The 25,493-nt window shown below is 74.1% G+C and carries 21 protein-coding genes; 11 read left to right on the top strand and 10 right to left on the bottom strand.

Annotation, left to right across the window (positions count from 1 at the left end):
* Positions 1–8: 8 nt before the first annotated feature.
* A complete protein-coding gene (locus tag O7604_RS23080; RefSeq protein WP_269705867.1) occupies positions 9–431 on the bottom strand; it encodes a thioesterase family protein in 423 nt (140 codons plus the stop codon).
* Between the two features lie 71 nt (positions 432–502).
* On the opposite strand from O7604_RS23080, the gene O7604_RS23075 reads away from it, so the two are divergent.
* Entirely contained in the window at positions 503–1,246 is a 744-nt protein-coding gene (locus O7604_RS23075) for an N-acetyltransferase (RefSeq protein ID WP_281577743.1), read from the top strand.
* Between the two features lie 4 nt (positions 1,247–1,250).
* On the opposite strand, the gene O7604_RS23070 is transcribed toward O7604_RS23075, so the two are convergent.
* Positions 1,251–1,556, bottom strand: coding sequence for a DUF1330 domain-containing protein (locus tag O7604_RS23070; RefSeq protein ID WP_269705865.1), 306 nt, complete (start codon positions 1,554–1,556; stop codon positions 1,251–1,253).
* Between the two features lie 164 nt (positions 1,557–1,720).
* Between O7604_RS23070 and O7604_RS23065 the strand changes: the two genes are divergently transcribed.
* Positions 1,721–2,683, top strand: coding sequence for a hypothetical protein (locus O7604_RS23065; protein ID WP_281577742.1), 963 nt, complete (start codon positions 1,721–1,723; stop codon positions 2,681–2,683).
* A gap of 40 nt (positions 2,684–2,723) precedes the next feature.
* Complete coding sequence (locus O7604_RS23060; protein ID WP_269705862.1) at positions 2,724–3,056, top strand: putative quinol monooxygenase; 333 nt, start codon at positions 2,724–2,726, stop codon at positions 3,054–3,056.
* 51 nt (positions 3,057–3,107) lie between these two features.
* Here O7604_RS23060 and O7604_RS23055 read toward each other — a convergent pair whose 3' ends face one another.
* Positions 3,108–3,953 carry a S1 family peptidase gene (locus O7604_RS23055; RefSeq protein ID WP_281577741.1) on the bottom strand — a complete coding sequence of 282 codons (846 nt, stop codon included), beginning with the start codon at positions 3,951–3,953 and terminating at the stop codon, positions 3,108–3,110.
* Positions 3,954–4,335: 382 nt separating this feature from the next.
* Between O7604_RS23055 and O7604_RS23050 the strand changes: the two genes are divergently transcribed.
* Entirely contained in the window at positions 4,336–5,781 is a 1,446-nt protein-coding gene (locus tag O7604_RS23050; RefSeq protein WP_281577740.1) for an endo-1,4-beta-xylanase, read from the top strand.
* A gap of 116 nt (positions 5,782–5,897) precedes the next feature.
* Positions 5,898–6,830, top strand: a complete 933-nt coding sequence (locus tag O7604_RS23045) for a superoxide dismutase (RefSeq protein WP_281577739.1) — start codon at positions 5,898–5,900, stop codon at positions 6,828–6,830.
* Between the two features lie 45 nt (positions 6,831–6,875).
* On the opposite strand, the gene O7604_RS23040 is transcribed toward O7604_RS23045, so the two are convergent.
* Positions 6,876–8,450, bottom strand: a complete 1,575-nt coding sequence (locus O7604_RS23040; RefSeq protein ID WP_281577738.1) for a Na+/H+ antiporter — start codon at positions 8,448–8,450, stop codon at positions 6,876–6,878.
* A 75-nt stretch (positions 8,451–8,525) separates the two neighbouring features.
* The gene (locus O7604_RS23035) at positions 8,526–9,146 is read right to left on the bottom strand and encodes an L-threonylcarbamoyladenylate synthase (protein ID WP_073828564.1); all 621 of its coding nucleotides are present in this window, start codon (positions 9,144–9,146) and stop codon (positions 8,526–8,528) included.
* A 96-nt stretch (positions 9,147–9,242) separates the two neighbouring features.
* Here O7604_RS23035 and O7604_RS23030 point away from each other — a divergent pair, with 96 nt between their 5' ends.
* Positions 9,243–9,602, top strand: a complete 360-nt coding sequence (locus O7604_RS23030) for a hypothetical protein (RefSeq protein WP_269705854.1) — start codon at positions 9,243–9,245, stop codon at positions 9,600–9,602.
* Positions 9,603–9,862: 260 nt separating this feature from the next.
* On the top strand, positions 9,863–12,841 hold the full coding sequence (locus tag O7604_RS23025; protein WP_281577737.1) for a glycosyl hydrolase: 2,979 nt from the start codon (positions 9,863–9,865) through the stop codon (positions 12,839–12,841).
* A 42-nt stretch (positions 12,842–12,883) separates the two neighbouring features.
* Here the strand turns inward: O7604_RS23025 and O7604_RS23020 are convergent, their stop codons facing one another.
* The 5 genes from O7604_RS23020 to O7604_RS23000 all read right to left on the bottom strand — a co-directional run bounded on the left by O7604_RS23020 (position 12,884) and on the right by O7604_RS23000 (position 18,460).
* Positions 12,884–13,264: a VOC family protein gene (locus O7604_RS23020; protein ID WP_281577736.1), complete on the bottom strand. Its 381-nt coding sequence runs from the start codon at positions 13,262–13,264 to the stop codon at positions 12,884–12,886.
* 196 nt (positions 13,265–13,460) lie between these two features.
* Positions 13,461–13,880, bottom strand: coding sequence for a glutaredoxin domain-containing protein (locus O7604_RS23015; protein ID WP_281577735.1), 420 nt, complete (start codon positions 13,878–13,880; stop codon positions 13,461–13,463).
* Positions 13,880–16,672, bottom strand: a complete 2,793-nt coding sequence (locus O7604_RS23010) for an FAD-binding and (Fe-S)-binding domain-containing protein (RefSeq protein WP_269705849.1) — start codon at positions 16,670–16,672, stop codon at positions 13,880–13,882. Before O7604_RS23010 ends, O7604_RS23015 begins: the two co-directional genes overlap by 1 nt.
* Before the next feature lie 46 nt (positions 16,673–16,718).
* Positions 16,719–17,489 carry a nucleotidyltransferase domain-containing protein gene (locus tag O7604_RS23005; RefSeq protein WP_281577734.1) on the bottom strand — a complete coding sequence of 257 codons (771 nt, stop codon included), beginning with the start codon at positions 17,487–17,489 and terminating at the stop codon, positions 16,719–16,721.
* 29 nt (positions 17,490–17,518) lie between these two features.
* Positions 17,519–18,460, bottom strand: a complete 942-nt coding sequence (locus O7604_RS23000; RefSeq protein ID WP_281577733.1) for a diacylglycerol kinase family protein — start codon at positions 18,458–18,460, stop codon at positions 17,519–17,521.
* Between the two features lie 156 nt (positions 18,461–18,616).
* On the opposite strand from O7604_RS23000, the gene O7604_RS22995 reads away from it, so the two are divergent.
* The 4 genes from O7604_RS22995 to O7604_RS22980 all read left to right on the top strand — a co-directional run bounded on the left by O7604_RS22995 (position 18,617) and on the right by O7604_RS22980 (position 25,489).
* Positions 18,617–19,774: a hypothetical protein gene (locus tag O7604_RS22995; protein WP_281577732.1), complete on the top strand. Its 1,158-nt coding sequence runs from the start codon at positions 18,617–18,619 to the stop codon at positions 19,772–19,774.
* A gap of 138 nt (positions 19,775–19,912) precedes the next feature.
* Entirely contained in the window at positions 19,913–20,572 is a 660-nt protein-coding gene (locus O7604_RS22990; RefSeq protein ID WP_281577731.1) for a hypothetical protein, read from the top strand.
* 140 nt (positions 20,573–20,712) lie between these two features.
* Entirely contained in the window at positions 20,713–23,025 is a 2,313-nt protein-coding gene (locus O7604_RS22985) for a transglycosylase domain-containing protein (protein WP_281577730.1), read from the top strand.
* Positions 23,026–23,425: 400 nt separating this feature from the next.
* Positions 23,426–25,489 carry a M4 family metallopeptidase gene (locus O7604_RS22980; protein WP_281577729.1) on the top strand — a complete coding sequence of 688 codons (2,064 nt, stop codon included), beginning with the start codon at positions 23,426–23,428 and terminating at the stop codon, positions 25,487–25,489.
* Positions 25,490–25,493 lie beyond the last annotated feature (4 nt).

Below are 25,493 nucleotides of genomic sequence, written 5' to 3'. Positions count from 1 at the left end.
CCGGCGCCCTACAGGTTCATCGGCACGGGGTCGGTGGCCAGTGCCCGGAACCGCTCGCGCGGGTCCGGCACGAGCCGCCGTTCGGCGAGGTCGAGCAGACCGCCGACGCCGGACACCGAGGCGACGGGGGTGCCGTCGGCGCGGGTGAACTCCTGGCCGATCCGGAACGTCTTGCCCTCGCCCCAGTGGAACTCACAGGTCACGTCGACCTCGTCGCCGCCGCGCAGCTCCCGCAGGTAGCGCACCGTCACCTCCAGCGCGACCGGCCCGACGCCACCGGCGATCAGCTGGTTCTGGCCGATGCCCGACGCGCGCAGGCACTCCCAGCGGGCGTGCTCGGCGTACTGGAGGTAGACCGCCTGGTTGAGGTGCCCCTGCGTGTCGAGTTCGTAGCCGCGCACGGTGACGCGGACCCGGAACGGATCTGCCATGGCGGCAGCCTAACCAGCGGCGCGGACAAAACGGCGTGCGGTCCGGGCCGCGCGGCCCTAACCTGCCCGGCGTGACTCTGGAGATCGTGACCCTGGCGCAGCGGCCCGACCTGGCGCCGCTGCTGGACACCGACTTCGACGGCGCCTGGCCGCCGTTCATGCTCTGGGATCCGATGGGCGCGATCTACTACGGCGTCGCGCACGAGCAGTATCCCGAGTTCGTCTTCGCCGCCGTCGACCCGGCCGAGCCGGGCCGGGCGGTGGCCCGGGGGTACGCGGTGCCGCTGCGCTGGACCGAGAACGAGCTGCCCGACGGCGGCTGGGACCGGGTGATCCAGCGGGCCACGCTCGGCCGGCTCACCGGGTCCACCCCCAACCTGGTGTCCGCGCTGGAGATCTGCGTGCGCCCGGACCGGCGCGGCGGCGGGGTGTCCGGGCTGATGCTCGCGGCCATGCGCGCGGCGGTGGCCAGCGCCGGGTTCGACACGCTGGTGGCGCCGGTGCGCCCGAGCGGCAAGGCCGCCGTCCCGGACGTGCCGATGACCGAGTACGCGGCCCGGCGCCGCCCCGACGGGCTACCGGCCGACCCGTGGCTGCGGGTGCACGTCCGCGCCGGCGGGGTGATCGAGCGGGTCGCGCCCCGGTCGATGACGGTGACGGGCACGCTGGCCGACTGGCGGCGCTGGACGGGGCTGCCGTTCGACACCTCCGGGCCGGTACGCGTGCCCGGCGCGCTGACGCCGGTGCTCGTCGACGTGGACCACGACCACGCCGCGTACGTGGAGCCCAACGTGTGGGTGCGGCACCGCCTCTGACGGATCAGGCCGGCCAGGCGTGACCGATCCCGTCGAGCAGCAGGACCACACCGTCGGTGGCCGCCTCCCGGTCCCGGGAGATCTCCCGGTACTCCGCCGAGGTGGACCAGCGCTCGAAGTCCTCGCGGCTGTCGAACGACAACAGCACCGCCTTCTGGTGCGGCCAGTCGCCCTCCACCACGCGGGGGGCGGTGTCGGCGGCGAGGAGCTTCCCGCCGTAGCGGGCCAGCACCGGCGGGAAGGCGGCGGCATACCTGTCGTAGCGCGCCCGGTCGTGGATGGTGATCTGTGCGAGGGCGTAGACGGTCACCGGCCCAGGCTACCGACCGCCCGAGCGCTCCGGCCTCGTCCGTCGGGCGGATCCCGCGCCGTCGCTAGCCGTGTCAACTGTCCGGTGTGCGCTAGCCATTATGGCCCTGACCTGGGAATAGTGACAGCAGGTCCGCGCGGCGCGGGGGAAAGAGGTGGGGCGCCATGATCGAGCAGGAGACCCAGCCCGAGGCCGTACCCGGGCCCCGGAACGCACCGGAGGGCCTGCCGGTCCCGCCCGCCACGTCGGTTCCCCGCGCGGTGTGGCAGGTCCGCGTCCGCACCAAGCTCGACGACCTGTACCAGCAGCTCGCGGTGCTGGCCACGCACCACCTCGAGCAGGCCGCGGCACTGCGCGCGCAGCTGTCCGGGGTGGAGGCGGTGCTCGGGCGCAGCGGCGTCATCGAGTGGCTGCGCGGCGGCAAGCTCGAGTACGCGTGGCAGACGATCCACTGGGTGGAGCGGGCCATGGTGGGGCTGCGCTCCGCGGACGAGCTGACCGGGCTGCTGCCCGCCTACCGCAGCGCGGCGGCGCAGGTGCTGCCGGCCGACGACAAGGTGCTCACCGACCTCGACACCGTGACCGGCGGAGTGTCCGCGGACCTGCTGCGCGCCCGGGTGCAGGCGCTGCTGCAGCGCTGCCACGCCGTCTCGGACGAGTTCCACGAGTCGGCGCGCCGGCTGCGCAACCGCATGCTGGGGCTGTCGGTGTTCGCCCTGGTGGCGGAGGTCCTGGTGGTGCTGGTCCAGTGGCGCAGCCACGACGTACGGCTGCTGGAGGCGCCGACCGACGCCGGTGGCGTGCCGGCCTGGCGGCTGCTGTTCTTCGTGCTGATCGCCGGTGCGCTCGGGGCGTTCCTCAGCGCGCTGCCCTCGATGATCACCTCACGGTCCGGCGGGCTGCCCTACAAGCTGCCGTTCCAGCAGGGACTGCTGAAGCTCGCCATCGGTCCGCTGGTCGCGGTGGTCGGCATCATGCTGGTCATCGGCGGCCTGGTGGAGACCAGCGTGAGCAGCACCGCCGCGCTGCTGGGCCTGGCGATCGTGTTCGGCGCCGGGCAGCAGGCGGTCACCGCGTTCGCCGACCGCCGGGCGGCCGAACTGCTCGGTCCGGCGGCCAAGAGCTGATGCCGCGCGGGCGGCCGCCGGCCCTGGGTAGCCTGATCCCATGATCTTCATTACCGCCAAGTTCCGGGTTCGCCCGTCCGACGCCGACAACTGGCCGCGGATCGCCGCCGACTTCACCGCCGCGACCCGGGCCGAGCCCGGCTGCCTGTGGTTCGACTGGTCCCGCAGCCTCGACGACCCGACCGAGTACGTGCTGGTCGAGGCGTTCCGCGACGACGAGGCGGGCGCGGCACACGTGCAGTCGGAGCACTTCCGGGCCGCCCAGCGCACGCTGCCGCCGCACCTGGCCGAGACGCCCCGGATCGTCAACGTGACGGTGCCGCAGCAGGACTGGTCGCGCCTGGGCGAGATGGCGGTGCCCGGCGACGCCTGACCGGGCGAACGATCCGGCGCGGGCGGCCGGCCGCGGCGCCCGCGCGGCCGGTCAGGGAATGGTCAGGCCGTACGCGGCGAGGATCTCCAGGATCGGCTGGTAGTAGCTGGTGCCGCCGCTCGCGCAGGTGCCGCTGCCGCCGGAGAGGACGCCGATGACGGTGCCGGTGGCGGCCACGTAGAGCGGGCCGCCGCTGTCGCCCGGTTCGGCGCAGATGTTCGTGCGGATGAGCCCGGTGACGCTGCCCTCGGCGTAGTTGACCGTGGCGTTCAGTCCGGTGACCGAGCCGCACCGTACGCCCGTGGTGGCGCCGCTGCGGCAGACCGCCTGTCCGACGTACGCGCTGCCGGCCGCGGTGACGGTGACCTGCCCGGGGTAGGTGTGGATCGCGCTCGGGTGGGCGACGGCGCCGGTGTAGCGGACCACGCCGTAGTCGTTGCCGGGGAAGCTGCTGCCGGTCCGGCTGCCCAGCACGGTGGTGCGGGCGCTGTCGGCGTACCAGGTGGCGGCCAGGCGGGTGCAGTGCCCGGCGGTGACGAAGTACCAGGTGGTGCCGCTGCGCACGTTCGCGCCCAGCGAGCAGCGCCCGCCGCCGCCGTAGATCGCCTGACCGCCGGCAATCAGCGTGCGCAGCCGCCCGGGTTCGTGGCGCAGCACCGCGCCGGCCCCGTCGGCGGTGCGTCGCAGCGCGGCCAGCTCGCGCCCGCGTACCGTGTCGTCGGCGGTGACGGTGAGCCGGCCGGTGGCCGGGTCGTGGCCCCAGGCGGTGCCGGGCGTGCGAAGCCCGGCCAGGGCGGCGGGCGCGGGCGGCGGTCCGGCGACGCCGGCCCGGGCGACCCCCGGGGTGCCGGCGAGCAGGGCGGCGAGGACGAGTACGACGAGCGCGGACCGGCGCATCCTCCAGGACCTCCTCCATCGTCTACGGTCGATTCGGCAAGCATCGGTCCGCGGGCGCGATCGACTCAACCGGCAGAACCGGCGATTCCCGAAACTTCCGGAGTCGCGACGGGCGGTACGCGCGCGCCCGTCCCCCTGCCCGCCCTCGGCTTCCGCCCCTGGACCGGCCGCCGCGTGCCCCCATGTCGACATATCGAGGTGATTAAGTTTTCGGAACACTTCCGGTAGGCTCCGGGCAGAGATTCGCTTCGATCCACTCACGATGTGCCGGGGAGTCCTCCCCCACCTGGCGCGGCCACCGGGCGGCCGCGCGGAGCCGACGTCGTGGCGGGCGGTGGCCGAGGCGAGCCGATCCCATTGACAGGCTAGAGAGGCGTTTCAGATGGACAAGGTGCTCGCCCGCGGCAGCGGGAGCGCGGCAGCCCGGTCACGCCCGCGGACCGCTGTGGTCGCGATGGTGGCGGGGGCCGCGGTGGCCGCCGCCACGATAGCGATGGCGACAAGTGCCAGCGCCGGCACGACGCTCGGCGCGTCGGCGGCGGAGCAGGGCCGGTACTTCGGCACGGCGGTGGCGGTGAACAAGTTGTCCGACAGCACGTACGTCGGCATCCTCAACCGCGAGTTCAACATGGTCACCGCCGAGAACGAGATGAAGTGGGACGCCACCGAGCCGTCCCGGAACCAGTTCAACTTCAGCGCCGGCGACCGGCTCGTCGCGCACGCCCAGGCCAACGGCATGCGGGTACGCGGCCACGCGCTGCTCTGGCACCAGCAGCAGCCGGGGTGGACGGGAAGCCTGTCCGGCAGCGCGCTGCGCGACGCGATGATCAACCACGTCACCCAGGTCGCCACCCACTACCGAGGCAAGATCCACTCCTGGGACGTGGTGAACGAGGCGTTCGACGACGGCAACAACGGCGCCCGCCGCAACTCGAACCTCCAGCAGACCGGCAACGACTGGATCGAGGCCGCGTTCCGTGCCGCCCGCGCCGCCGACCCCGGCGCCAAGCTCTGCTACAACGACTACAACACCGACAACTGGAACTGGGCCAAGACCCAGGCCGTCTACAACATGGTGCGGGACTTCAAGTCCCGCGGCGTGCCGATCGACTGCGTCGGTCTCCAGTCGCACTTCAACAGCGGGTCACCGTACCCGAGCAACTACCGCACCACGCTGCAGAACTTCGCGGCGCTCGGCGTCGACGTACAGATCACCGAGCTGGACATCGAGGGCTCCGGCAGCAGCCAGGCCACCACGTACGGCAACGTGACCCGGGACTGCCTGGCCGTGCCGCGCTGCAACGGCATCACGGTCTGGGGCATCCGCGACACCGACTCCTGGCGGGCCAGCGGCACCCCGCTGCTGTTCGACGGCAGCGGCAACAAGAAGCAGGCGTACACGGCCGTGCTGAACGCGCTCAACGAGGGCGGCACCCCGCCGCCCACGACCGCGCCGCCGACCAGCACCCCGCCCACGTCGACGCCGCCGACCAGCACGCCGCCGACCAGCGAGCCGCCGACGACTCCCCCGCCGACCGGCGCATGCACCGCGACATTCACCACCAACCAGTGGCCGGGCGGCTTCGTCACCAACGTGCGGATCACCGCGGGCTCCAGCGGGCTCAACGGGTGGGCCGTGTCGCTCACCGTGCCGTCGGGCTCGGCGGTCACGAACACCTGGAGCGCCCAGGCCAGCGGCACCAGCGGTGCGGTGACCTTCCGCAACGTCGACTACAACCGCCAGGTCGGTGCCGGTGGCACCACCGAGTTCGGGTTCCAGGGCACGGGTACCGCGCCCTCCGGCACGCCGACCTGCGCGGCGGGCTGACCGTCGGCGCGACCCGGCACGGGAGCACCGTGCCGGGTCGCGTCCCGGGCGGACACCGGCCCGCGACCGTACAGTGGGGTGGGTCCTGTCCCACCGCCATCGCCGGAAGGACCACAGTGAACCGACGCATCAGGACCGCCCTCGGCGTCGCCCTGACCGCCACCCTCGTCACCACCGCCGCCCCGGCGTCCGCCGCCGCCCACGACCGCCGCCCGAGCGTCATCGCACTGCCGGACGGCTTCCAGCCGGAGGGCGTCGCCGCCGCCGGCCGGTACGCCTGGTTCGGGTCGCGGGCCACCGGCGAGATCTACCGCGCCGACCTGATCACCGGAGCGGGCAAGCAGGTCAGCCCCGCCACCGGCACCCCCTCGCTCGGCCTGAAGGTCGACCCGCGGGGCCGGCTCTTCGTCGCCGGCGGCACCGCCGGGGACGCCCGGGTCATCGACACCCGCACCGGCGCTGTGCTCGCGAGCTACCGGTTCACCGAGGCGCCGACGTTCGTCAACGATGTCACGCTCACCCGCGACGCCGCCTGGTTCACCGACTCGAACCGGCCGGTGCTCTACCGCCTGCCGCTGGGACGCGGCGGCACGCTGCCGCCCGCCGACGGGTTCACCACGCTGCCACTGACCGGCGACTTCCAGCAGACCGGCACCGGCGTCAACCTCAACGGCATCGCGCCCACCCCGGACGGGCGGGCGCTGATCGTCGTGCAGTCGAACACCGGCACCCTGTTCCGGGTGGACCCGGCCACCGGTGTCACCACCGCCGTCGACGTGCCGGGCGCCACGTTCCTCAACGGCGACGGCCTGCTGCTGCTCGGCCGCACGCTGTACGTGGTGCAGAATTTCCTCAACCAGGTCGCCGTGGTCGATCTGAACCGCTCCGGCACCACCGGCACGCTGCGCCGGGTCATCACCGATCCGGGCTTCGACGTGCCGACCACCGTCGCCGCCGCGCTCGGCCGGCTCTACCTGCCGAACGGCCGGTTCACCACCCCGCCGACGCCGACCACCCCGTACACCGTGGTCGCTGTCGACCCGCGCTGACCCGGCTGCCGCCCGCGCCGGCCCACCGGCGCGGGCGGCAGCGGCTCACTCCTCCATCTCCGGCCCGAGCAGGCGGATCTCCTCGATGTCGATGGCCGCCTGGAGCTGCCGCAGCACCGTGTCGTCGATCTGCCTGGTGTTGCGCAGCCGGGTGATCTCCTGCCGCTTGTGGTCCAGCACCCGCAACCGCAGCCGGCGGGCCATCTCCCGCTCCCCCTCCGCCTCCTCGCCGCCCGGGTCGCGGGCGGCGGCCAGGTGGTCCTCGTAGTCGGCGCGCAGCCGGTCCACCGTGTCCTGGGTGGCGCCCACGTCGCTGGCGGCCCGGGGCAGCGCCTCCAGGGCGGCCTCGGTGGCCCGGATCCGAGCCCAGCGCACCTCGTCGTCGCGTTCCCGGTCGCCGTTCAGGCCGGCCCAGCCCACGACGGCCGGCAGCGTCGTGCCCTGCACCAGCATGATCAGCACGATCACCACGACGGTGACGAAGATGATCAGGTCGCGTTCGCGCACCGGGGTGCCGTCGTGCATGGTGACCGGCACGGCGAGCGCCGCGGCGAGCGATACGGCGCCGCGGAACCCGGCCCAGCCCACCGCGGTACGCATCCGGAAGTCGAAGTGCCGCGCCCGGCTCGACTCGCGGCGGTCCACCCGTTGCAGCACCGACACCGACAGGTGCACCCACACCAGCCGGATGGCCACCACGACCGCCGCGACGAGCACCGCGATGCCGAGCGAAGCGGTCGGCGAGTGGCTGGTGATGCCGCGCAGCGAGCGGGGCACCTGCGTACCGAGCAGCACGAAGAGGCCGCCGTTGACCATGAAGGTGGACAGGTCCCAGAACGCGAACGCGGTGACCCGGGAGCGGGCCCGGATCACCCGGGGCGCGGCGTAGGACAGCACCAGCCCGGACACGACGACCGCCAGCACGCCGCTGGCGTGCACCGCGTCGGCGAGCAGGAACGCGACGAACGGGGTGAGGATGCTCAGCCCGCCCTCGCGCATCGGGTCGTCCACGTGCTTGCGGATCAGCACCACGACCGCGCCGACGAGCAGGCCCGCGGCCACCCCGCCGGCCGACTTGCCGACGAACTCGCCGGTGAGCAGCAGCGGCCCGGGCACCGTCCCGCCCGCGACCACGCCCGCCGCCACGGCGAAGAGCACGAGCGCCGTACCGTCGTTGACCAGGCTCTCCGCGCGCAGCGTCGTGAGGATGCCGCGCGGCATCCGTTTGGCCAGGCCGGCCACGGCGGCGGCGTCGGTGGGCGCCAGGACCGCGCCGAGCACCCAGGCGGAGGCCGCCGCCACACCGAGCGCCTGCGCGGTGAACGCGACAGCCGCCATCGTGACGATCACCAGCACGACGGCGAGGCCGACGATCACGACCAGGTTGGCCCGGATCTCGCGCAGGCTGATGACCAGGCTCTCCCGGTAGAGAATCGCCGGGAGGAACAGCACCAGCACGACCTCGGGTTCGAGGATCAGGTTGTCGAACGGCGGCAGCAGGCCGATCAGCGCGCCCATCGCGATCAGCAGGACCGGCGGCGCGACGCTGTACCGGCCGCCGATGGTGGTCCCGACGAGCACGGTGGCGCCCAGCACCGTGATCAGCAGGAGTGCTTCCACGCCGTACCCCCGTCACCGTCCGCCGTCCCCACCGTGCCCTACGGCGGCGGCCCGGCGGGGCGGAATCGGTGATCGCTACTCGAAGCGGGCCGGGTCGCCGGCGCCACGGCGCAGGATCTCCGGCTCGTCGCCGGACAGGTCGACCACGGTGGTCGGTTCCAGCCCGCAGTCACCGGCGTCGACCACGGCGTCGATCAGGTGGTCGAGCCGCTCCTTGATCTCCCAGCCCTGGGTCATCGGCTCGTCCTCGCCGGGCAGCAGCAGCGTGCTGGACAGCAGCGGCTCACCCAGCTCGGCCAACAGCGCCTGGGTCACCGTGTGCCTCGGCACCCGCGCCCCGACCACCCGCCGCCGCGGGTCCTGCAACCGGCGCGGCACCTCGGCGGTGGCCGGCAGCAGGAACGTGTAGCTGCCCGGGATGACGGACTTGACCTGGCGGAAGACCGCGTTGCTGAGCTTGACGAACTGGCCGAGCTGAGCGAAGTCGGCGCACATCAGCGTGAACGGATGCCGGTCGTCGAGCCGCCGGATCTCCCGGATCCGCTCCACGCCGTCGCGGTTGCCGATCCGGCAGCCGAGCGCGTAGCAGGAGTCGGTCGGGTAGGCGATCACCCCGTCGGCGCGCAGCAGGTCCACCACCTGCCGGATCACGCGGGGCTGGGGGTTGTCCGGATGCAGGTCGTAGTACCTCGCCACGCCGGCCAGCCTATGTCCGCGCCCGGCCGCACGCAGGTTTGGCCGGGGCGGTTTCCGGAAACAGGTGGGGGCCGTTCACGACAGGGGGACCGAATCATGTCCGAAGCCAGCACAGACCGCGTCGCCGACCGCCCCGCGGAGGTGACCGATCCGCTGCTGTGGGACCTGGCCGCCGCGGTGGCCGACGCGCACCAGCCGGACGCCGAGCGCGTCTGCGCCAGCCCGAGCTGCGCCGGGGCGGCGTGGCCGTGCGCGGCCTGGAACAACGCGCAGGCGGGGCTGGGCGCGGCTCGCAAGCCGCGGCAGCCCGCCGCGCCCGGGCAGCCGGCCACCTCGCCGCAGTCCACCTCGCCGCGGCCGGTCGTCGCCGGGCAGCCGGGCGCCGGTCAGACCGGTGAGCCGGGCACGGGCACGGCGCGGACCGGCGCGCGGAGCCTCGCCGCCACCGCCGCCTGACTCACCGTAGGCGCACGCTTGAAGCGCCGCCCCCGCCCGTCTCGGCCGGGGGCGGCGCTTCAAGCGTGCCGTCGTGGCTGGTCAGCGGGCTTCGCGGGGTGACCGGAGAGCCCGCGGTAGGCGCGGGAGAGCGCTCTCCCTCGTAACAAGACATTGACGGATCCGTAACCCGAACCTTAATGTCCCTTCTCAAGAGAGCGCTCTCACGACGTCGGAACACCACCCCCGTACCTCGCCTTCTCCTCGTGAAGGGGACCTCCATGACCCTCCTGCGGGACTTCTCCCCCGACCCCGTACCCCCGCCCGTCCCGTCCCCGGCCCGCCGTCGCGGGCTGCGGGCGACCGCCCTCGTCGCCGCCTCCGTGCTCGCCGCCGGCCTGCTCGGCGTCGTGGTCGGCGGTGGCGGCACCGCCACCGCCGGCGCCGTCGGCGCGGGCAGCTACACCGAGACCCGCCCCGCCGGGGCCCTGCTGCCGAAGGGCTGCGGCGCGATCAGCACCAACCCGAGGACCTTCACCACCGCCGACGCGCCGGCCGGCGCGATCCCCACGAACGACTGGTGGTCCTCGCTGATCTGGAAGCGCAACAACTGCACCGGCAGCGAGGTGCTGCACGCGCACCCGCTGGCGGCCAAGGCCGAGACCAACGGGCTCGGGCTGTCGTACACCACCACGCCCGCGATCAGCGGCACCGCGACCGGCGTCGGCGAGTTCCACTACCCGTACACCGAGGACGTCCGCGTCGGGATGCCCGGGCTGTCCGCGCCGGTCGTGAAGGCCGCCGGGTGGAGCGACTGGACCGTCACCGCGGACTGGAGCGACGGCAGCCGCACCATGCGCGCCACCATCGGCCACGGGCTGCCGATCAGCTACTACACGGTCAGCGGCGGCACCGCGCAGCTCACCGCCGCCGGGACGCCCACCGTCTGGCGCAACTCCGGCGCCACCATCGGCTTCACCGTTCGCGGCCACGACTACGTCGCGTACGCCCCGAGCGGCGCGACCTGGACCGTCAACGGCACCGGCATCAGCTCCACGCTGGCCGGCAAGGGGTACTTCTCGGTCGCGGTGCTGCCCGGCGGCGGAGACCGGGCCGCCCTCGCCGACACCTTCGGCCGGTACGCCCACGCCCACGTCACCGGCACCCGGATGAGCTACGCCTACGACCCGTCCGCCGGCACGGTGCGCACCACGTACGCGTTCACCACCACCCCTCGGGAGGGCAGCGAGACGAAGACGGTCGTGGCGCTCTACCCGCACCAGTGGCGCAGCCTCACCGGCGCCACCCCGATCAGCCAGACCTACGTCTCGGCGCGCGGCGCCATGCGGGTGCTCACCGGCGTGCCGTCGTTCACCACCACGATGCGCTTCACCGGCGTGCTGCCGGAGGTGCCCGCCGTGGGCGACTCCAGCGGCGCGGACCTGTCCACAGTCACCGGCTACCTGAACGCCGAGCAGGGCAACCCGGAGGGTGTCAGCGGCCCGGACACGTACTGGGCCGGCAAGGGACTCGGCCGGGCGGCCCGGATCGCCGAGATCGCCGACCAGCTCGGGCAGACCTCGGTCCGCGACGCGGCGCTGACCGCCATGAAGAACCGGCTGACGAACTGGCTCACCGCCGGCTCCGGCGAGACCGGCCAGCTGTTCTACTACGACCGCAACTGGGGCACGCTGATCGGCTACCCCGCCTCGTACGGCTCCGACGAGGACCTCAACGACCACCACTTCCACTACGGCTACTTCATCGCCGCCGCCGCCACGCTCGCCAAGTTCGACCCGGGGTGGGCCGACGACAGCCGCTACGGCGGCATGGTCGACCTGCTCATCCGGGACGCCAACAACTACGACCGCGCCGACAGCCGCTTCCCCTACCTGCGGGACTTCGACATCTACGCCGGCCACGACTGGGCCTCCGGCCTGGCGCCGTTCTTCGCCGGCAACAACCAGGAGTCCTCGTCGGAGGGGATGAACTTCGCCAACGCGCTGATCCAGTGGGGTCAGGCCACCGGCGACACCGCCGTCCGTGACGCCGGGGTCTACCTGTGGACCACGCAGTCCGCGGCCATCTCCGAGTACTGGTTCGACGTGTACGACCAGAACTTCCCGTCCGCGTTCGGGCACAAGACGGTCGGCATGGTGTGGGGCGACGGCGGGTCGTACTCCACCTGGTTCTCCGCGGCGCCGGAGATGATCCAGGGCATCAACATGCTGCCGATCACCGGCGGGCACCTCTACCTGGGCGACTTCCCCGAGTACGTCAAGGCCAACTACGCCGAGCTGGTCACCAACAAGGGCGGCCCGCCGACGGTGTGGCAGGACGTCATCTGGGAGTTCCTGGCCCTCGGCGACGGCGAGCAGGCGCTGCGCAACTTCCGCGCCAACAGCGGGTTCACCAGCGAGGAAGGTGAGAGCAAGGCGCACACGTTCCACTGGATCCGCAACCTGGCCGCGCTCGGCACCGTGGACACCACGGTGACGGCGAACCACCCGCTGGCGAAGGTGTTCGTCAAGAACGGCGTCCGCACCTACGTGGCGTCGAACATCACCGCCCGGCCGCTGACCGTCACGTTCTCCACCGGCGTCACGCTCGCCGTGCCGGCCGGGAAGACCGCCACGTCCGGGGCGTACACGTGGAGCGGCGGCAACGCCACCGGCGGCGGAGCCGTGCCGACCGGCAGCCCGTCGACGTCGGGGCCCAGCCCCACCCCGACCACCGCGAGCCCGACGCCGACCTCCGCGAGCCCCAGCCCGACGGGTACGGGCAGCCCGCTGAAGCCGGTCCGGTACCTACGGTCCGGCGGCGGCCTGGACGGCACCGCCGGCACCTCCGGCACGGTGAACGTGGCGGCGGCGACCGGCAACTCCGACGGCACGCCCACCAACCCGCAGGTGTTCACCGCCACCGGGCTGACCGGCACGTACACCGGCGGGGCGACCGCCTTCGACCTGGCCGTCGACGCGGGCACCGCGGTCGGCAACGGCGTCCAGATCCGGGTCTCCTACGACCTGACCGGCAACGGCAGCGTCGAGCGGGTGGAGACCTACAGGTACTTCGCCACCGATCCGGTCCCGGGTGCGGAGCGCTACCGGCAGACGCAGGGTCTGCTCTCGTCCACCGGCACGCTGGGCAACCTGGCCGGCGGCACGGTACGCGTCGAGGTGTGGAACGCCATCGGCGGCGCGCCCACAATCCTCGGCGTCGGCAACAGCTCGACGGTCACGCTGCCGTACGGCTCCTGACCCCGTGGCACCGGCGCCCCGGCTCACCGCCGGGGCGCCGGGTCACGGCCAGCGGGTGGCGGTGGTCTCGAACAACTCGCTGTCGCTCGCCACCGGAATCACGCACAGCAGGTGCCCGCCCGGCGCCCGCAGCACGTGGCAGTCGAGCCAGCGGGACACCGGCGTGGCGCCCAGCCCGCACAGCCGCTCCACCTCGGCGGCCACGTCGTCGGTCTCGATGTCGAGGTGGTAGCGGGGCGCGTCGCCGACCGACTGCACGGCGGTGACCAGCCCCGGCACCACGTCGGCCAGGCCGGCGAACTCCGGTTCGGCCGGATCGGTGCGCAGGTCCGCGCCGAGCGCGGCGGACCAGAACGCGGCCGCTTCCCCCGCCTCGTCCCGCGGCGCGTCGATGATGAGGGCATACAACCGCGATCGATGCATCGGCCGAGCTTAGCCACGACCGGCGGCACCGGCAGCCCCGCGCGCGTACCGCGCCGAGGTCGCGCTGATCCGCCTGGTGCGCCGACCAGCGGGCGTCACCCGCCGCCCGGTCTCGGCCAGGTCGTCCGGGGCGCCGTCCGCGACGCCCTCTTCGCACGGTATGCCCGTCGGGCCGCCCGTGCCGGGGTTCGCCCGCTCAGGCGCCGAGCCGCGCCCGCAGCCACGCCGGGTCGGGATTGACCACCGCCCGGTCCGGCAGCACCACGGTGGGGACCGTCTCGTCGCCGCCGGTCACCACCCGGACGGCGGCGGCGGCCTCCGGGTCGCGCCAGATGTCCACCCAGTACGCGCGCCGGGCCCGCCCGCCCAGCCGGAGACGCAGCCGCAGGCAGTACGTGCAGCCGGGCCGCCAGTAGATCACCGGCCGGCCGTCGTCAGCGCTGCGCCGACGCGCCTGCGCAGCGGTCAGCGACCGGGGGAACGCCAGCGGCGAGAAGACGGCCGCCAGCGCGGCGAACGCCAGGAACCCCGCCGTCGCCGACACCGGCGTGTCCTGGCCGGCGGCCACCGCCACGCCGACGACCAGCATCAGCGCCGCGAATCGCCAGCTGCGCATCACGAGGTCACCTCGGCCAGCAGCTCCAGCAGGTGCCGGTACGGCTGCCCGGTGGCCCGCGCCAGCCCGATCTCGCAGGTGCGGTTCACCGAGGCGTACCCGTCGAAGGGCCGGGCCGTGACGGCGGCGGCCTCGGCCCGGGTGGCCGACGCGGTCAGCTCCGGATGCAGCAGCCCTCGGTCACCGGCGAAGCCGCAGCACTGCCAGCCCTCCGGGACCACCACCTCGTCGGCGACCGCGCGGGCCACGGTGAGCAGCGCGTCGTCCAGGCCGAGCCGGACCGACGAGCAGGTCGGGTGCAGCGCGAGCGAACCGATCCGGCGGCGCACGGTCAGGCGGGGCAGCAGCGTGCCGGCGGTGTACGCCACCGCGTCCACGACCCGCACGTCGCCGGCGCCGTCGAGCAGCCGCTCGAAACCCTCGGTGCAGGACGCGGCGTCGCTGACCACCGGCAGCGCGCCGTCGCGGCTGGCCGCGCGCAGCACCGGCGGGACGCGGTCGCGCACCGCCCGGTAGCCCTCGGTGAGGCCCTTCGACGACCAGGGGGTGCCGCAGCACAGGTCGCCGATGCCGTCCGGCACGAGCAGGCGTACGCCGGCCCGCTCGGCGAGCGTGAGCAGCGCGGCTGCCACGCCGGTGCCGCCCCGCTCCGGAGCGAACAGGGTGCCCAGGCAGGACGGGACGAACACCGCGTCCGGGTCGTCGGCCCGGTGCGGGCGGCGGGGGGTGCCGCCGCGCGGCAGGTCCCGTTGCCACCGCGGTACCCGGTCCGCGCCGAGCACCGCGCGGGCGGCCCGGGTGGCGGCCTCGGGCAGCGCGGGCGGCAGCGCCCCGGCCAGGTCGAGCCCACGGGCCATGCCCCGGGTGGTGGCGCCCCAGCGGCGGGCCGCGCCGCGCCAGGCGGTCCCCGCCGCCCGGCCGTGCTCCTGCGCGCGCAGCCGCTTGACGAGGTCACCGGTGTTGATCAGCACCGGGCAGGCGGTGGCGCACATGCCGTCGACGGCGCAGGTCTGCACCGCGTCGTAGTCGTAGGCGTCGGTCAGTTCCCGGGCCAGCGCGGTGTCGCCGGCGGCCCGCGCGGCGGCGATCTCCCGGCGCAGCACGATGCGCTGCCGAGGCGTGGTGGTGAGGTCGCGGCTGGGGCAGACCGGCTCGCAGTAGCCGCACTCGACGCAGCGGTCCACCTCCTCCTCCACCGCCGGCACGGTCTTGAGGTGCCGCATGTGGATCTCCGGGTCGTCGCTGAGCAGCACACCAGGATTCAGCACGCCGTCGGGGTCGCAGAGCGTCTTCAGCTCGCGCATCACCTCGTACAGCTCGTCACCGAACTGACGGCGCACGTACGGGGCCATCACCCGGCCGGTCCCGTGCTCGGCCTTTAGCGTGCCGCCGTGGCCGAGCACCAGGTCGACCATCTCCTCGGTGAAGTCGGCGTAGCGCGCCGGGGCCTCACCCCCGTCGAACCGCTCGTTGAGCATGAAGTGCAGGTTGCCGTCCTTCGCGTGGCCGAAGATGACGCTGTCGGCGTACCGGTGCCGCTCGAACAGCTCGGCCAGCGACGCGCAGGTGCCGGCGAGCGCCTCGACCGGCACGGCGATGTCCTCCAGCAGCGCCGTGGTGCCGGACGGGCGGGCGCCCGCGACCGCCGCGTACAGGCCCTTGCGGATGTGCCACAGCGCGGCGCGGGCGGCGGACTCGCCGCTGAGCCGGGCCGGGGCGCTCAACGGCAGGCCGGCGAGCACCGGTTCGGCGCCGGCGACCCGGTCGGCGAGCGCCGCCGGGTCGGACTCCTGCCACTCGGCGAGCAGCGCCGCGTGCCCGCGCACGGCCAGGCCGCGCAGCGCGGCGTCCGCCTTCGGGTCGCGCTGGGCCACCCGCAGGGCGGCGGCATCCAGCAGCTCGACCGCCGCCGGCCCGGCGGCCACCAGCGCCGGCATGGCGGCCATCGCCGCGCCCAGGGAGTCGAAGACCAGCAGGCCCGTCGCGGCGTGCCGGTGCACGGGTACGGTCCGGAACGTCGCCGAGGCGACGAACGCGAGCGTGCCCTCGCTGCCCACCACGAGCCGGGTGAGCAGGTCGGCCGGGTCGTCGTGGTCGAGGAACGCGTTCACGCCGTACCCCATGGTGTTCTTCATGGCGTACTGGGCGCGGATGCGGCGCACCGAGTCGGGGTTGCCGCGTACCCGGTCGCGCAGCCGCAGCAGCCCGGCGTGCAGGGCCGGTTCGGCGGCGCGCAGCCGGGCGTCGGCGTCCGGGGCGCCGGTGTCCAGCACGGTGCCGCTGGGCAGCGCGAGGACCAGCGACTCCAGCGTCCGGTACGTGTTGAACTCGGTGCCGCAGGTCATGCCGCTGGAGTTGTTGGCGACCACGCCGCCGACCGTGCACGCGGACTCGCTGGCCGGGTCGGGGCCGAGCTTGCGGCCGTACGGCGCCAGGCGCGCGTTCACCTGCCGCAGCACCACTCCCGGCTGCACCCGCACCCGCCGCCCGTCGTCGAGCACGCTCAGGTCGCGGAAGTGCCGCCGCACGTCGACCAGCAGCCGGTCGGTGACCGCCTGGCCGCTGAGGCTGGTGCCGCCGGAGCGGAACGTCAGCGGGGTGCCGGTGCGGGCGCCGTACGCCAGCAGCGCGGCGACCTGACCGGCGTCGGCCGGGGTGATCACCGCGCCGGGGTGCAGCAGGTAGTGCGAGGCGTCGTGGGCCATCCGCAGCCGGTCCGCGGCCCGGGTCGCCACGCCGCCGGGCACCACCGCCTCCAGCCCGGCCCGCGCGGACGCGCTCAGCTCCGTCATGATCACCGCACCTCCCCCGGCTCACAGTAGTCACGCACGGCGGCGCTCACCGCGCGGTGATCCGCTCCAGCACCCGCCGCTGGAACGCGCGGGCAGCCGGGCCGGACGGCGGCGTACCGCCCCAGCGGGCCTCGATCGAGGTCCGGATCAGCGCGGCGTCCGGGTCGTCGGCGGCGACCCGCAGACCCGCGTCGACCTTGCCCAGCCACACGCCGTCGCGCCAGCGCACCAGCGTCCGGCAGGCCCCGAGCACCGCGTCCTCCGCGCCGGGGGCCGGTGCGTCGCCGGGTGGCGTGGGCAGCGCCAGCCACCAGCGCAGCGCGTCGGCCAGCAGCGTCCGCAGCGCCTGCGGGGACGGGTCGGCGAACACGTCGGCGGCGGGCGGGCCGAGCAGCGCCAGGCCGGACTGGCGCAGGATGCTGCGGTCCAGCGCGTACCAGAACCGCCCGTCGGCGGCGGGCCGGTCCGCCGGGTCGTAGGTGGCGCGGAACGGCATGGTCGCGCCCGTGTTCAGCTCGACCTCGAAGCCCGGCTCCGCGGTGCCGGAAGCCGCGACGTCTCGTCGGTAGACGACGAGTTCCAGGCCGCGTGCCGGGCAGGGCAGCGACCCGTGCCGCAGCCGGTCCACGAGCAGGCGCTTGTCCGGCTCCGGCATCGGCCCGGCGGCCACCAGCGCCACGTCCACGTCGCTGCGGCCCGGCTGGTACGCGCCCAGCCCGACCGACCCGGCGGCGTACGCGCCGACCAGGTCGTCACCGAGCACGTCCCGGGAGCGGCGGAGCACTTCGGCCAGGTAGTCGCGGATGTCGTCGCGCATTCCGGCATCCTGCCCCGGCCCGGGCGCGGTCAGTCCGCCGGGTCCGGACAGCACACGGTCAGCGCGCCCGGGACGACCTTGACCTTGAGCCGTTTCGCCTTGCCCCGGGCGCCGCCGTCCAGCTCGTACGTCTTCGGCGCGTCGAACCGAACCCTGATCTTGCGGCCCCGGGTGATCCGCACGAACGGCGACTCCTCGGAGCGCCCGGCGGCCATCCGGCCCAGCGTGCGCGCCCAGTCCACGGCGCCGCTGGCGGTGGACACGCCGACTTCGAGGGCCCCGTCGTCGGGGCGGGCGTCGTCGAAGGCCGGGATGCCGCCGGTGATGGTGCCGACGTTGCCGAACAGCACGCAGCTCGCCTCGTCGTCGAACCAGTCGGCGCCGTCGACCCGGATCCGGGTCCGTACGCACTCGCCGCGTACGTGCCGCAGCCCGGTCCAGACGTACGCGATCCGGCCGAACCGGCCCTTGAGCTGCCGGTCGGCGTCACGGATCAGGTCGCCGTCGAACCCGGCGCCCGCCATCACCGCGAAGTGCTCGCCGTTGATCCGGCCCAGGTCCAGCTCGCGCCGGCGGCCGTGCAACGCGATGCGTACCGCCTCGGGCAGGTCGACCGGGATGCCCAGGTTCACCGCGAACAGGTTGGCGGTCCCGGCGGGCAGGATCCCCATCGGCACACCGCTGCCGGCCAGGGCGTCGGCGCACCGCTGCACCATGCCGTCGCCGCCCCACACCAGCACCAGCTCGGCGCCGGAGTCCAGCGCCGCACGGACCCGCTTGGGGGCCTTGCGGCTCTTGGGCACCTCGTACCAGAGCAGCCGGCCGACCCCGGCGCCGACGAGGCGGGAGCGCAGTTCGTCGAGCCCACCGCCGAACGTCTTCTTGCGGTGGGCGACGACGGCGACCACACCGGCCGGAGGCGCGGCGGGGGCGGGGGCGGTGTCCGGGCGTTCGGCCGTGCGCGTGTCCATGGCCCGGCTGGTACCCGGACGCCGCGGATCCCACGCCTGCGGCCCCGGCGCGACGCGCCCGACTCGCATCGACGGCGTACTGTGCCCGGACCGCCACGTTCGGTACAGTGCGGTGCGTCGATCCGTGCCGCCGGGTGCGGGTCCGAAAGGTGTGGGATGTCGGGACGGACCGGGTGGGTGGCGCGCTACACGCTGCGCCTCGGTCTGCTGCTCGGCGGCATGGCCGTGGTCTGGGGCGCCCACGAGGTCGCATCCGGCTCGGCCGCCCACGCCGCCGACCGTCCGTCCGGCCCGCTCACCGCCACGGTCGGGGTGCTCACCCACACGCTCGGGACGGCGCTCGGCCTGCCGATGTCCGGAACCGACGACGGCGGCGCGCCCCCTTCCGGGTCCGGCGGCGCCACGGCGGGGCCGACGGCGCCCGCCGCGCCTGTTCCCGACTCCGGCGCGCCCTCGCCGACGCCGGGTGTCTCCGCGCCGGCCCCGGGCCCGGTCCAACCGGCAGCGCCGGGAAAGGCCGAGCCGACAGCGCCTGGTAAGGCCGGACCATCGGCGCCGGGCGCGGTTCCGGCCGCGCCCGCCGAGCCGGCACCGGGCCGACCGGGCGGCGCGGCACCGGTCACCGGCCGGGTGGTCGAGGCGGTGGTGACCCCGGTCCGGGACCACATGCTCGCGCCCGTCGCCGACGGTCTGCGCCCGGTCACCGGCCCGGTGACGGTGGGCGTGCTCGACCCGGTGGCGGACCTGCTGTCCCCGGTCGTGGAGCCGTTGCGCCCGATCCTCGGCCCGGTCTGGCGGGGCCTGGAACCGGTGCTCGACCCGCTGGATCCGGTGCTCGACCCGCTCAGCCCGGTGACCGATCTGCTCGACCCGCCGGAACCCGGCCCGCCTGCGGCACCCGACGAACCCGTGCCCGGCCCGGCCGATCCGGGTACCCCGGTCGTCCCGGCCGACCCGGCCGCGACGCCGGCACCGGCACCGGCACCCGGGCGTGCGCACGACACGCCGCCCCGCGGACCGGTCCTCGCCGCCTCGGCGGCGCGCACCCCCACCGTCGTCGGCGCGCGGTGGGTCGACAGCGTACGCAGCCGGGCACCGGCGACTGTCGGTCCGGCCGCGCACGTCACGACCGCGCCCGCCCTGCCGCTGCCGCTCGACGGCGTCACCCACGGCGGCGGCGCGGTGCACAGCGAGCCGGCCGACGCGCACGCGAACCGCTGGCGGCTGCCCGCGCTGACCCACCGGTACGCCCGACCGGCGGCCGAGCCGCTTCCGCCGTCGCGCACGTCGCGCCCCGGCACCAGACCCGCCTGAGCGGACTCCACAGGCACCACCTCCGATCCGGAGCACGGGCGTGTCCCGCCCGACTGCCGCATGCCGCGGCGGCGCCGCCGACTGTCGTCCGGCGCCCGCAACCGACCCGACAACGCCTGGACAAACAGGAGTTCGTTCATGAGCACTGCCCTGCCCGTCGTCCGCGCCCGATGGTGCGACATCGGCCGGATCGCCGATCTGGTCGCCGAGGCCCTCGCGCCCACCGCGCTGGCCGCCTGGCTCGTCCCCGACACCTCGCGCCGCCTGCCGGTCCTCGCCGCCGTGGCGCGGATCTGGACCGAACACGCGCTGCTGTTCGGCGACGCGTTCCTGCTGCCCGACGGCAGCGCCGCCACCGTCTGGTTCCACCGCTACCGCCCGATCCCCACCCCCCACCGGTACGCCGACCGTCTCGCCGGAGCCGCCGGGCCGGACGGCGACCGGTTCCGCCGCCTCGGTGCGGAACTGGCGGCACGGCGCCCGGCCGAACCGCACAACAACCTGGCGCTGCTGGCCGCGCCCCGTGGCGGCGCGGCGGAGGCGCTGTCCGCGGCGCAGCGCCGGATGGACACGTTGAGCCTGCCCACGTACGCGCACCCGTGCGCCGGTGAGCAGGAGGAGCTGCTGCGGCGGCTCGGCTACGCCGAACGGGAGACGTTCGCCGCCCCGGACGGCACGCCGGTGCGATCGTTGTGGCGGTCGGCGCCGTTCCACGCGGGCGGCAGCGACAGGTGGCGGACCCGCCGGGCCGCCCGCCGGGAGCACGACGACCGGGCCGCCGGACGGGCGGCGCACTGACCGGGTGAGCCCCGGGCCGGGGCGGCAGCCGTCCGCCCCGGCCCGGACCCGCGCGTCCGGGTTCGTCGGCCGGTGCCGTCGGCGCAGCTCGGTTAGCCTGCGAGCCGGGCACGACTCAGCCGAGCAGTCGGAGGTAACGCGTGCGGAACAGCGGATCCACAGCGGGGCCGGGCGGCGCGCCGCCGGCGCGCCCCAGGCGCAAGCGGCGGCGTCTGCTGGTCGTCCTCGCGGTCTGCACGCTGCTGGCCGGCTGCGGGCTGGTGGCCGGCGGCTACTACTTCGACAGCGTGCCGACGCCCAGCGACCTGAAGCTGCCCGAGTCCACCACCGTCTACTACGCCGACGGGCGCACGCCGATGGCGAAGCTGGGCGCGCAGAACCGCACCATCGTGCCGTACGACCAGATGAACGACTCGGCGAAGCAGGCGATCGTGGCCGCCGAGGACCGTACGTTCTGGACCAACCGCGGCATCGACTTCAAGGGCGTACTGCGCGCCGCCTGGGCGAACGTGAGCGGCGGCCAGCGGCAGGGCGCGTCCACCCTCACCCAGCAGTACGCGCGCATCGCCGCGGATCTGCGCGGGGTCACCTACTCCCGCAAGCTGCGCGAGGCGGTGATCGCGTGGAAGCTCGACGACGCGTACTCGAAGGAGGAGATCCTCGGTTTCTACCTGAACACCGTGCCGTTCGGGCGGGGCGCGTACGGCATCGAGGCAGCCGCGCAGACGTACTTCGGCAAGACGGTGCGCCGGGACGCGCCGCCCGAGCGGCAGCTCACCCAGGCCGAGGCGATGGTGCTCTGCGCCATGGTCAAGCAGCCGGAGGCGGACCCGGCCGACCCCGAGGGCACGCCCGGCTACGACCCGCGCCGCAACGCGCTGGCCCGGCAGAACTCGATCGACAGGTGGAACTACATCCGCGACGGCATGGTCAAGCTCGGCTACCTGACGCCGCAGCAGGCAGCCGACCTCGCGTACCCGGACACGGTCCGGCCGATCGACAAGGACGCGGGACGCTCCGACCTGGACCGGCCGACCGGCCTGGTCGTCAACCACGTGCTCGCCGAGCTGCGCGAGACCGACCCGTTCCGCGGCAAGCCCGACGAGGTGATCCGCGACGGCGGCTACCGGATCGTCACCACCATCGACAAGCGGGTCCAGGACGCGGCCGAGGCGGCGGCGGACATCCGCCGCGACACCGCGCCGCAGGCGGTACGCGGCCAGCCGCGCAACTGGCAGGCGGCGCTGGTCGCGGTGGAGCCGGGCACCGGCCGGGTGCTCGGCTACTACGGCGGCGACAAGGGCTCCGGCGCGGACTACGCGGGCTGGTACTACGACGAGAACGGTGAGACCCGCGGCTTCGGCCAGCATCCGCCGGGGTCGTCGTTCAAGGTGTACGACCTGGCCGCCGCCGTCCGCGACGGGATCTCGGTGAAGCAGCGGTTCGACTCGCCGGACACCAAGGAGTTCCCCGCCTCGGGGCGGACCAGGGGCAGCGCGGCCGGGCCGATCCGCAACGCCGAGCGCGCGCCCTGCCAGCCGGACTGCGCGCTCTGGGAGGCCACCGTCGCCTCGCTGAACGTGACCTACTTCGAGCTGACCGAGAAGCTCGGCACCGACAAGGTGATCGAGATGGCCCGGCAGGCGGGCGTGGAGTCGATGTGGGAGACGGTCCGGGGCAATCCCCGGCCGCAGCGCGTCGACCTGCGCAGCGACCCGGCCGACGAGGTGGCGAAGCGGTTCTCCACCGAGGTCGGGATCGGGCAGTACGGCATCACCGTGCAGGACCACGCGAACGGCATGGCCACGTTCGCGGCCGGCGGCAAGCGCGCCGACGCGCACTTCGTCCGGTCGGTGAGCAAGGACGACGAGGAGGTGTGGACCGAGCAACTGCGCACCACCGACCTGGGGCTGGACCGGGAGGCGATCGACCAGCTGGACTGGACGCTGCGCCGGGTCCGGGCCGCCGAGCTGGGCAACGGCTGGGACTCCGCGGGCAAGACCGGCACCTGGCAGGCCGGGCAGAGCACCACCCAGAACGTGCACACCTGGATGGTCGGCTGGACCGGCGCGCTCGCCTCGGCCGTCTGGCTGGGCACCACCGACGGCAAGCCGCTGCGGACGAAGGGGGGCAGCTACGAGGTGTACGGCTCGACCGGCGCCGCGCCGATCTGGCGGCAGTTCATGACCCGGGCCACCGCGGCGATGAAGCTCGACCCGGGCAAGCACCGGTTCGGTGAGCCGAAGTTCCCCGGCGAGACCCCGGAGCCGACCCGGTCGGCGCCGCCGCCGACCACCGCCGCGCCCACGCCGTCGGAGTCGCCGAGCCCGAGCCCGACCCGGTCGAGCCCGAGCCCGGAGCCGACCGGGCGGCCGAGCTCACGGCCGACGCTGACACCGTCGCTGCCACCGCTGCCCACCGTGTCGCCGACGCGGACCCGCGGCCCGCGCTGACCCGGCCGGGCGGTGGTGCGACCGCCGCCCGGCGGCCTCGCGTCTATGCGCGCCATTCGCACACAGCGGCAACGTCCGCAATTTGCACGGCACTTCATCCACCATCGGCGATGTTCGCCCTGATCAGGGGCTATTGAAGATCATGGTTGCCTGAATCGGCGCGCGTGGCGACGCGCCCGACTGTCAGCCGTTGCCCAGGTCACCCATTGCTCCGGGCTCGGGCGGCGTGTGATTGTGCACCAGCGAGCAGCCGACCCCCGGCGACTCGCGACGGTCGATCTGTCGACCCGGAGCCACGCCGGCAGCTCCGGTGACCGGCCGTCACCCTGCCTCGCACCACCGCGCCGCCCGTCCCCACCGGGCTCCGTGCGGCGCGCCTGTAGAACAGGAGCAAACCCCCGTGAAACTCACACCTCGCTTCGCCGCGCTCACCGGCGCGGCCGCGGCCGGCATCCTCGCCGCCGGCACCGCCGCAGCCGTGCAGGCCGCGCCACCCGGACCCGCCGCCCCGGACCCGGCCCAGGCCCGCGCGGTCGCCGCCGACTCGGCCCGCGCGCTGGTCGCGAACCGCCCCGCCTACCTGCAGGCCGGCGCCGACGACGCGTTCGTCCAGAAGCCGGTCATCTCCTCCGAGGGCACCCAGTACGTGCCCTACGAGCGCACCTACAAGGGCCTGCCGGTGGTCGGCGGGGACTTCGTGCTCGCCACGGACGCGGCCGGCAACCTGAAGTACGCCTCGGTCGCCCAGCAGCGGCCCATCGGCGCCCTCGCCACCACGCCCGCGCTGACCCGGAACGCCGCCGCGACGACGGCGCGCGCCCAGCTCAAGACGGTCAGCGCCGTCGAGGGCACCACGCTCGTGGTCTACACGCTCGGCGCCGCACCGGCGCTGGCCTGGGAGACCACTGTTCGCGGCACCGGCGCGGACGGCCCCAGCCGGCTCACCGTCGACGTCGACGCCCGCACCGGCGCGATCCTGCGCACGCAGGAACACGTCGTCCGCGGCACCGGCACCGGCGCCTGGAACGGGCCCAGCCCGCTCACGCTCAACACCACCCAGTCGGGCTCCACGTACACCATGAAGGACCCGACCGTCACCAACCTGAGCTGCCAGGACTCGGCGAACAACACCACGTTCAGCGGCTCCGACGACGTGTGGGGCAACGGCACCGCCACCAACAAGGAAACCGGCTGCGTGGACGCGTTGTTCTCGGCGCAGACCGAGCACAAGATGCTCGCCCAGTGGCTGGGCCGCAACGGCGCCAACGGCAACGGCGGCTACTGGCCGATCCGGGTCGGTCTCAACGACCAGAACGCCTACTACGACGGCAGCCAGGTGCAGATCGGCAAGAACACCGCCGGCCAGTGGATCGGCTCGCTGGACGTGGTGGCGCACGAGATCGGTCACGGCATCGACGACACCACCCCCGGCGGCATTTCCGGCGGCGGTACGCAGGAGTTCGTGGCGGACACGTTCGGCGCGGCCACCGAGTGGTTCGCCAACGAGCCGTCCAGCTACGACGCACCGGACTTCCTGGTCGGCGAGAAGATCAACCTGGTCGGCTCCGGCCCGATCCGCAACATGTACAACCCGTCGGCGCTCGGCGACCCGAACTGCTACTCCAGCAGCATCCCGTCGACCGAGGTGCACGCCGCGGCCGGCCCGGGCAACCACTGGTTCTACCTGCTGGCCAACGGCAGCAGCCCGACCAACGGGCAGCCGTCCAGCTCGACCTGCAACAGCAGCAGCGTGACCGGCCTGGGCATCCAGAAGGCCATGAAGATCATGTACAACGCGATGCTGCTGAAGACGTCCTCCTCGTCCTACCTGAAGTACCGCGTGTGGACGCTGCAGGCGGCGAAGAACCTCTACCCGAGCAGCTGCACCGAGTTCAACACGGTCAAGGCGGCCTGGGCCGCGGTGAGCGTGCCGGCCCAGTCCGGTGAGCCGACCTGCGCCGGCGGCACCCCGACGCCCACGCCGAGCACCACGACCACCCCGCCGTCGGGCGGCTGCTCCGGCAACAAGCTCGCCAACCCCGGCTTCGAGTCGGGCAACGTGAGCTGGAGCGCCTCGTCCGGCGTCATCACCACCGACAGCGGCCAGGCCGCGCACGGCGGCTCGTACAAGGCGTGGCTGGACGGGTACGGCTCGTCGCACACCGACACGTTGAGCCAGTCGGTGACGATCCCGGCCGGATGCCGGGCGACGTTGAGCTTCTGGCTGCACATCGACAGCGCGGAGTCGACCACCAGCACCGCGTACGACAAGCTCACCGTCAAGGCCGGCAGCACCACGCTGGCGACCTACTCCAACCTGAACAAGGCCACCGGCTACGTGCAGCGGTCCTTCGACGTCTCGTCGCTCGCGGGCACCACGGCGACCATCTCGTTCAGCGGCGTGGAGGACAGCTCGTTGCAGACGTCCTTCGTCGTCGACGACACCGCGGTCACCCTGAGCTGACCGT

It is taken from the genome of Micromonospora sp. WMMA1947 (assembly GCF_027497355.1).
GTDB lineage: Bacteria > Actinomycetota > Actinomycetes > Mycobacteriales > Micromonosporaceae > Micromonospora.
This window is presented reverse-complemented; position numbering and strand designations above follow the sequence as displayed.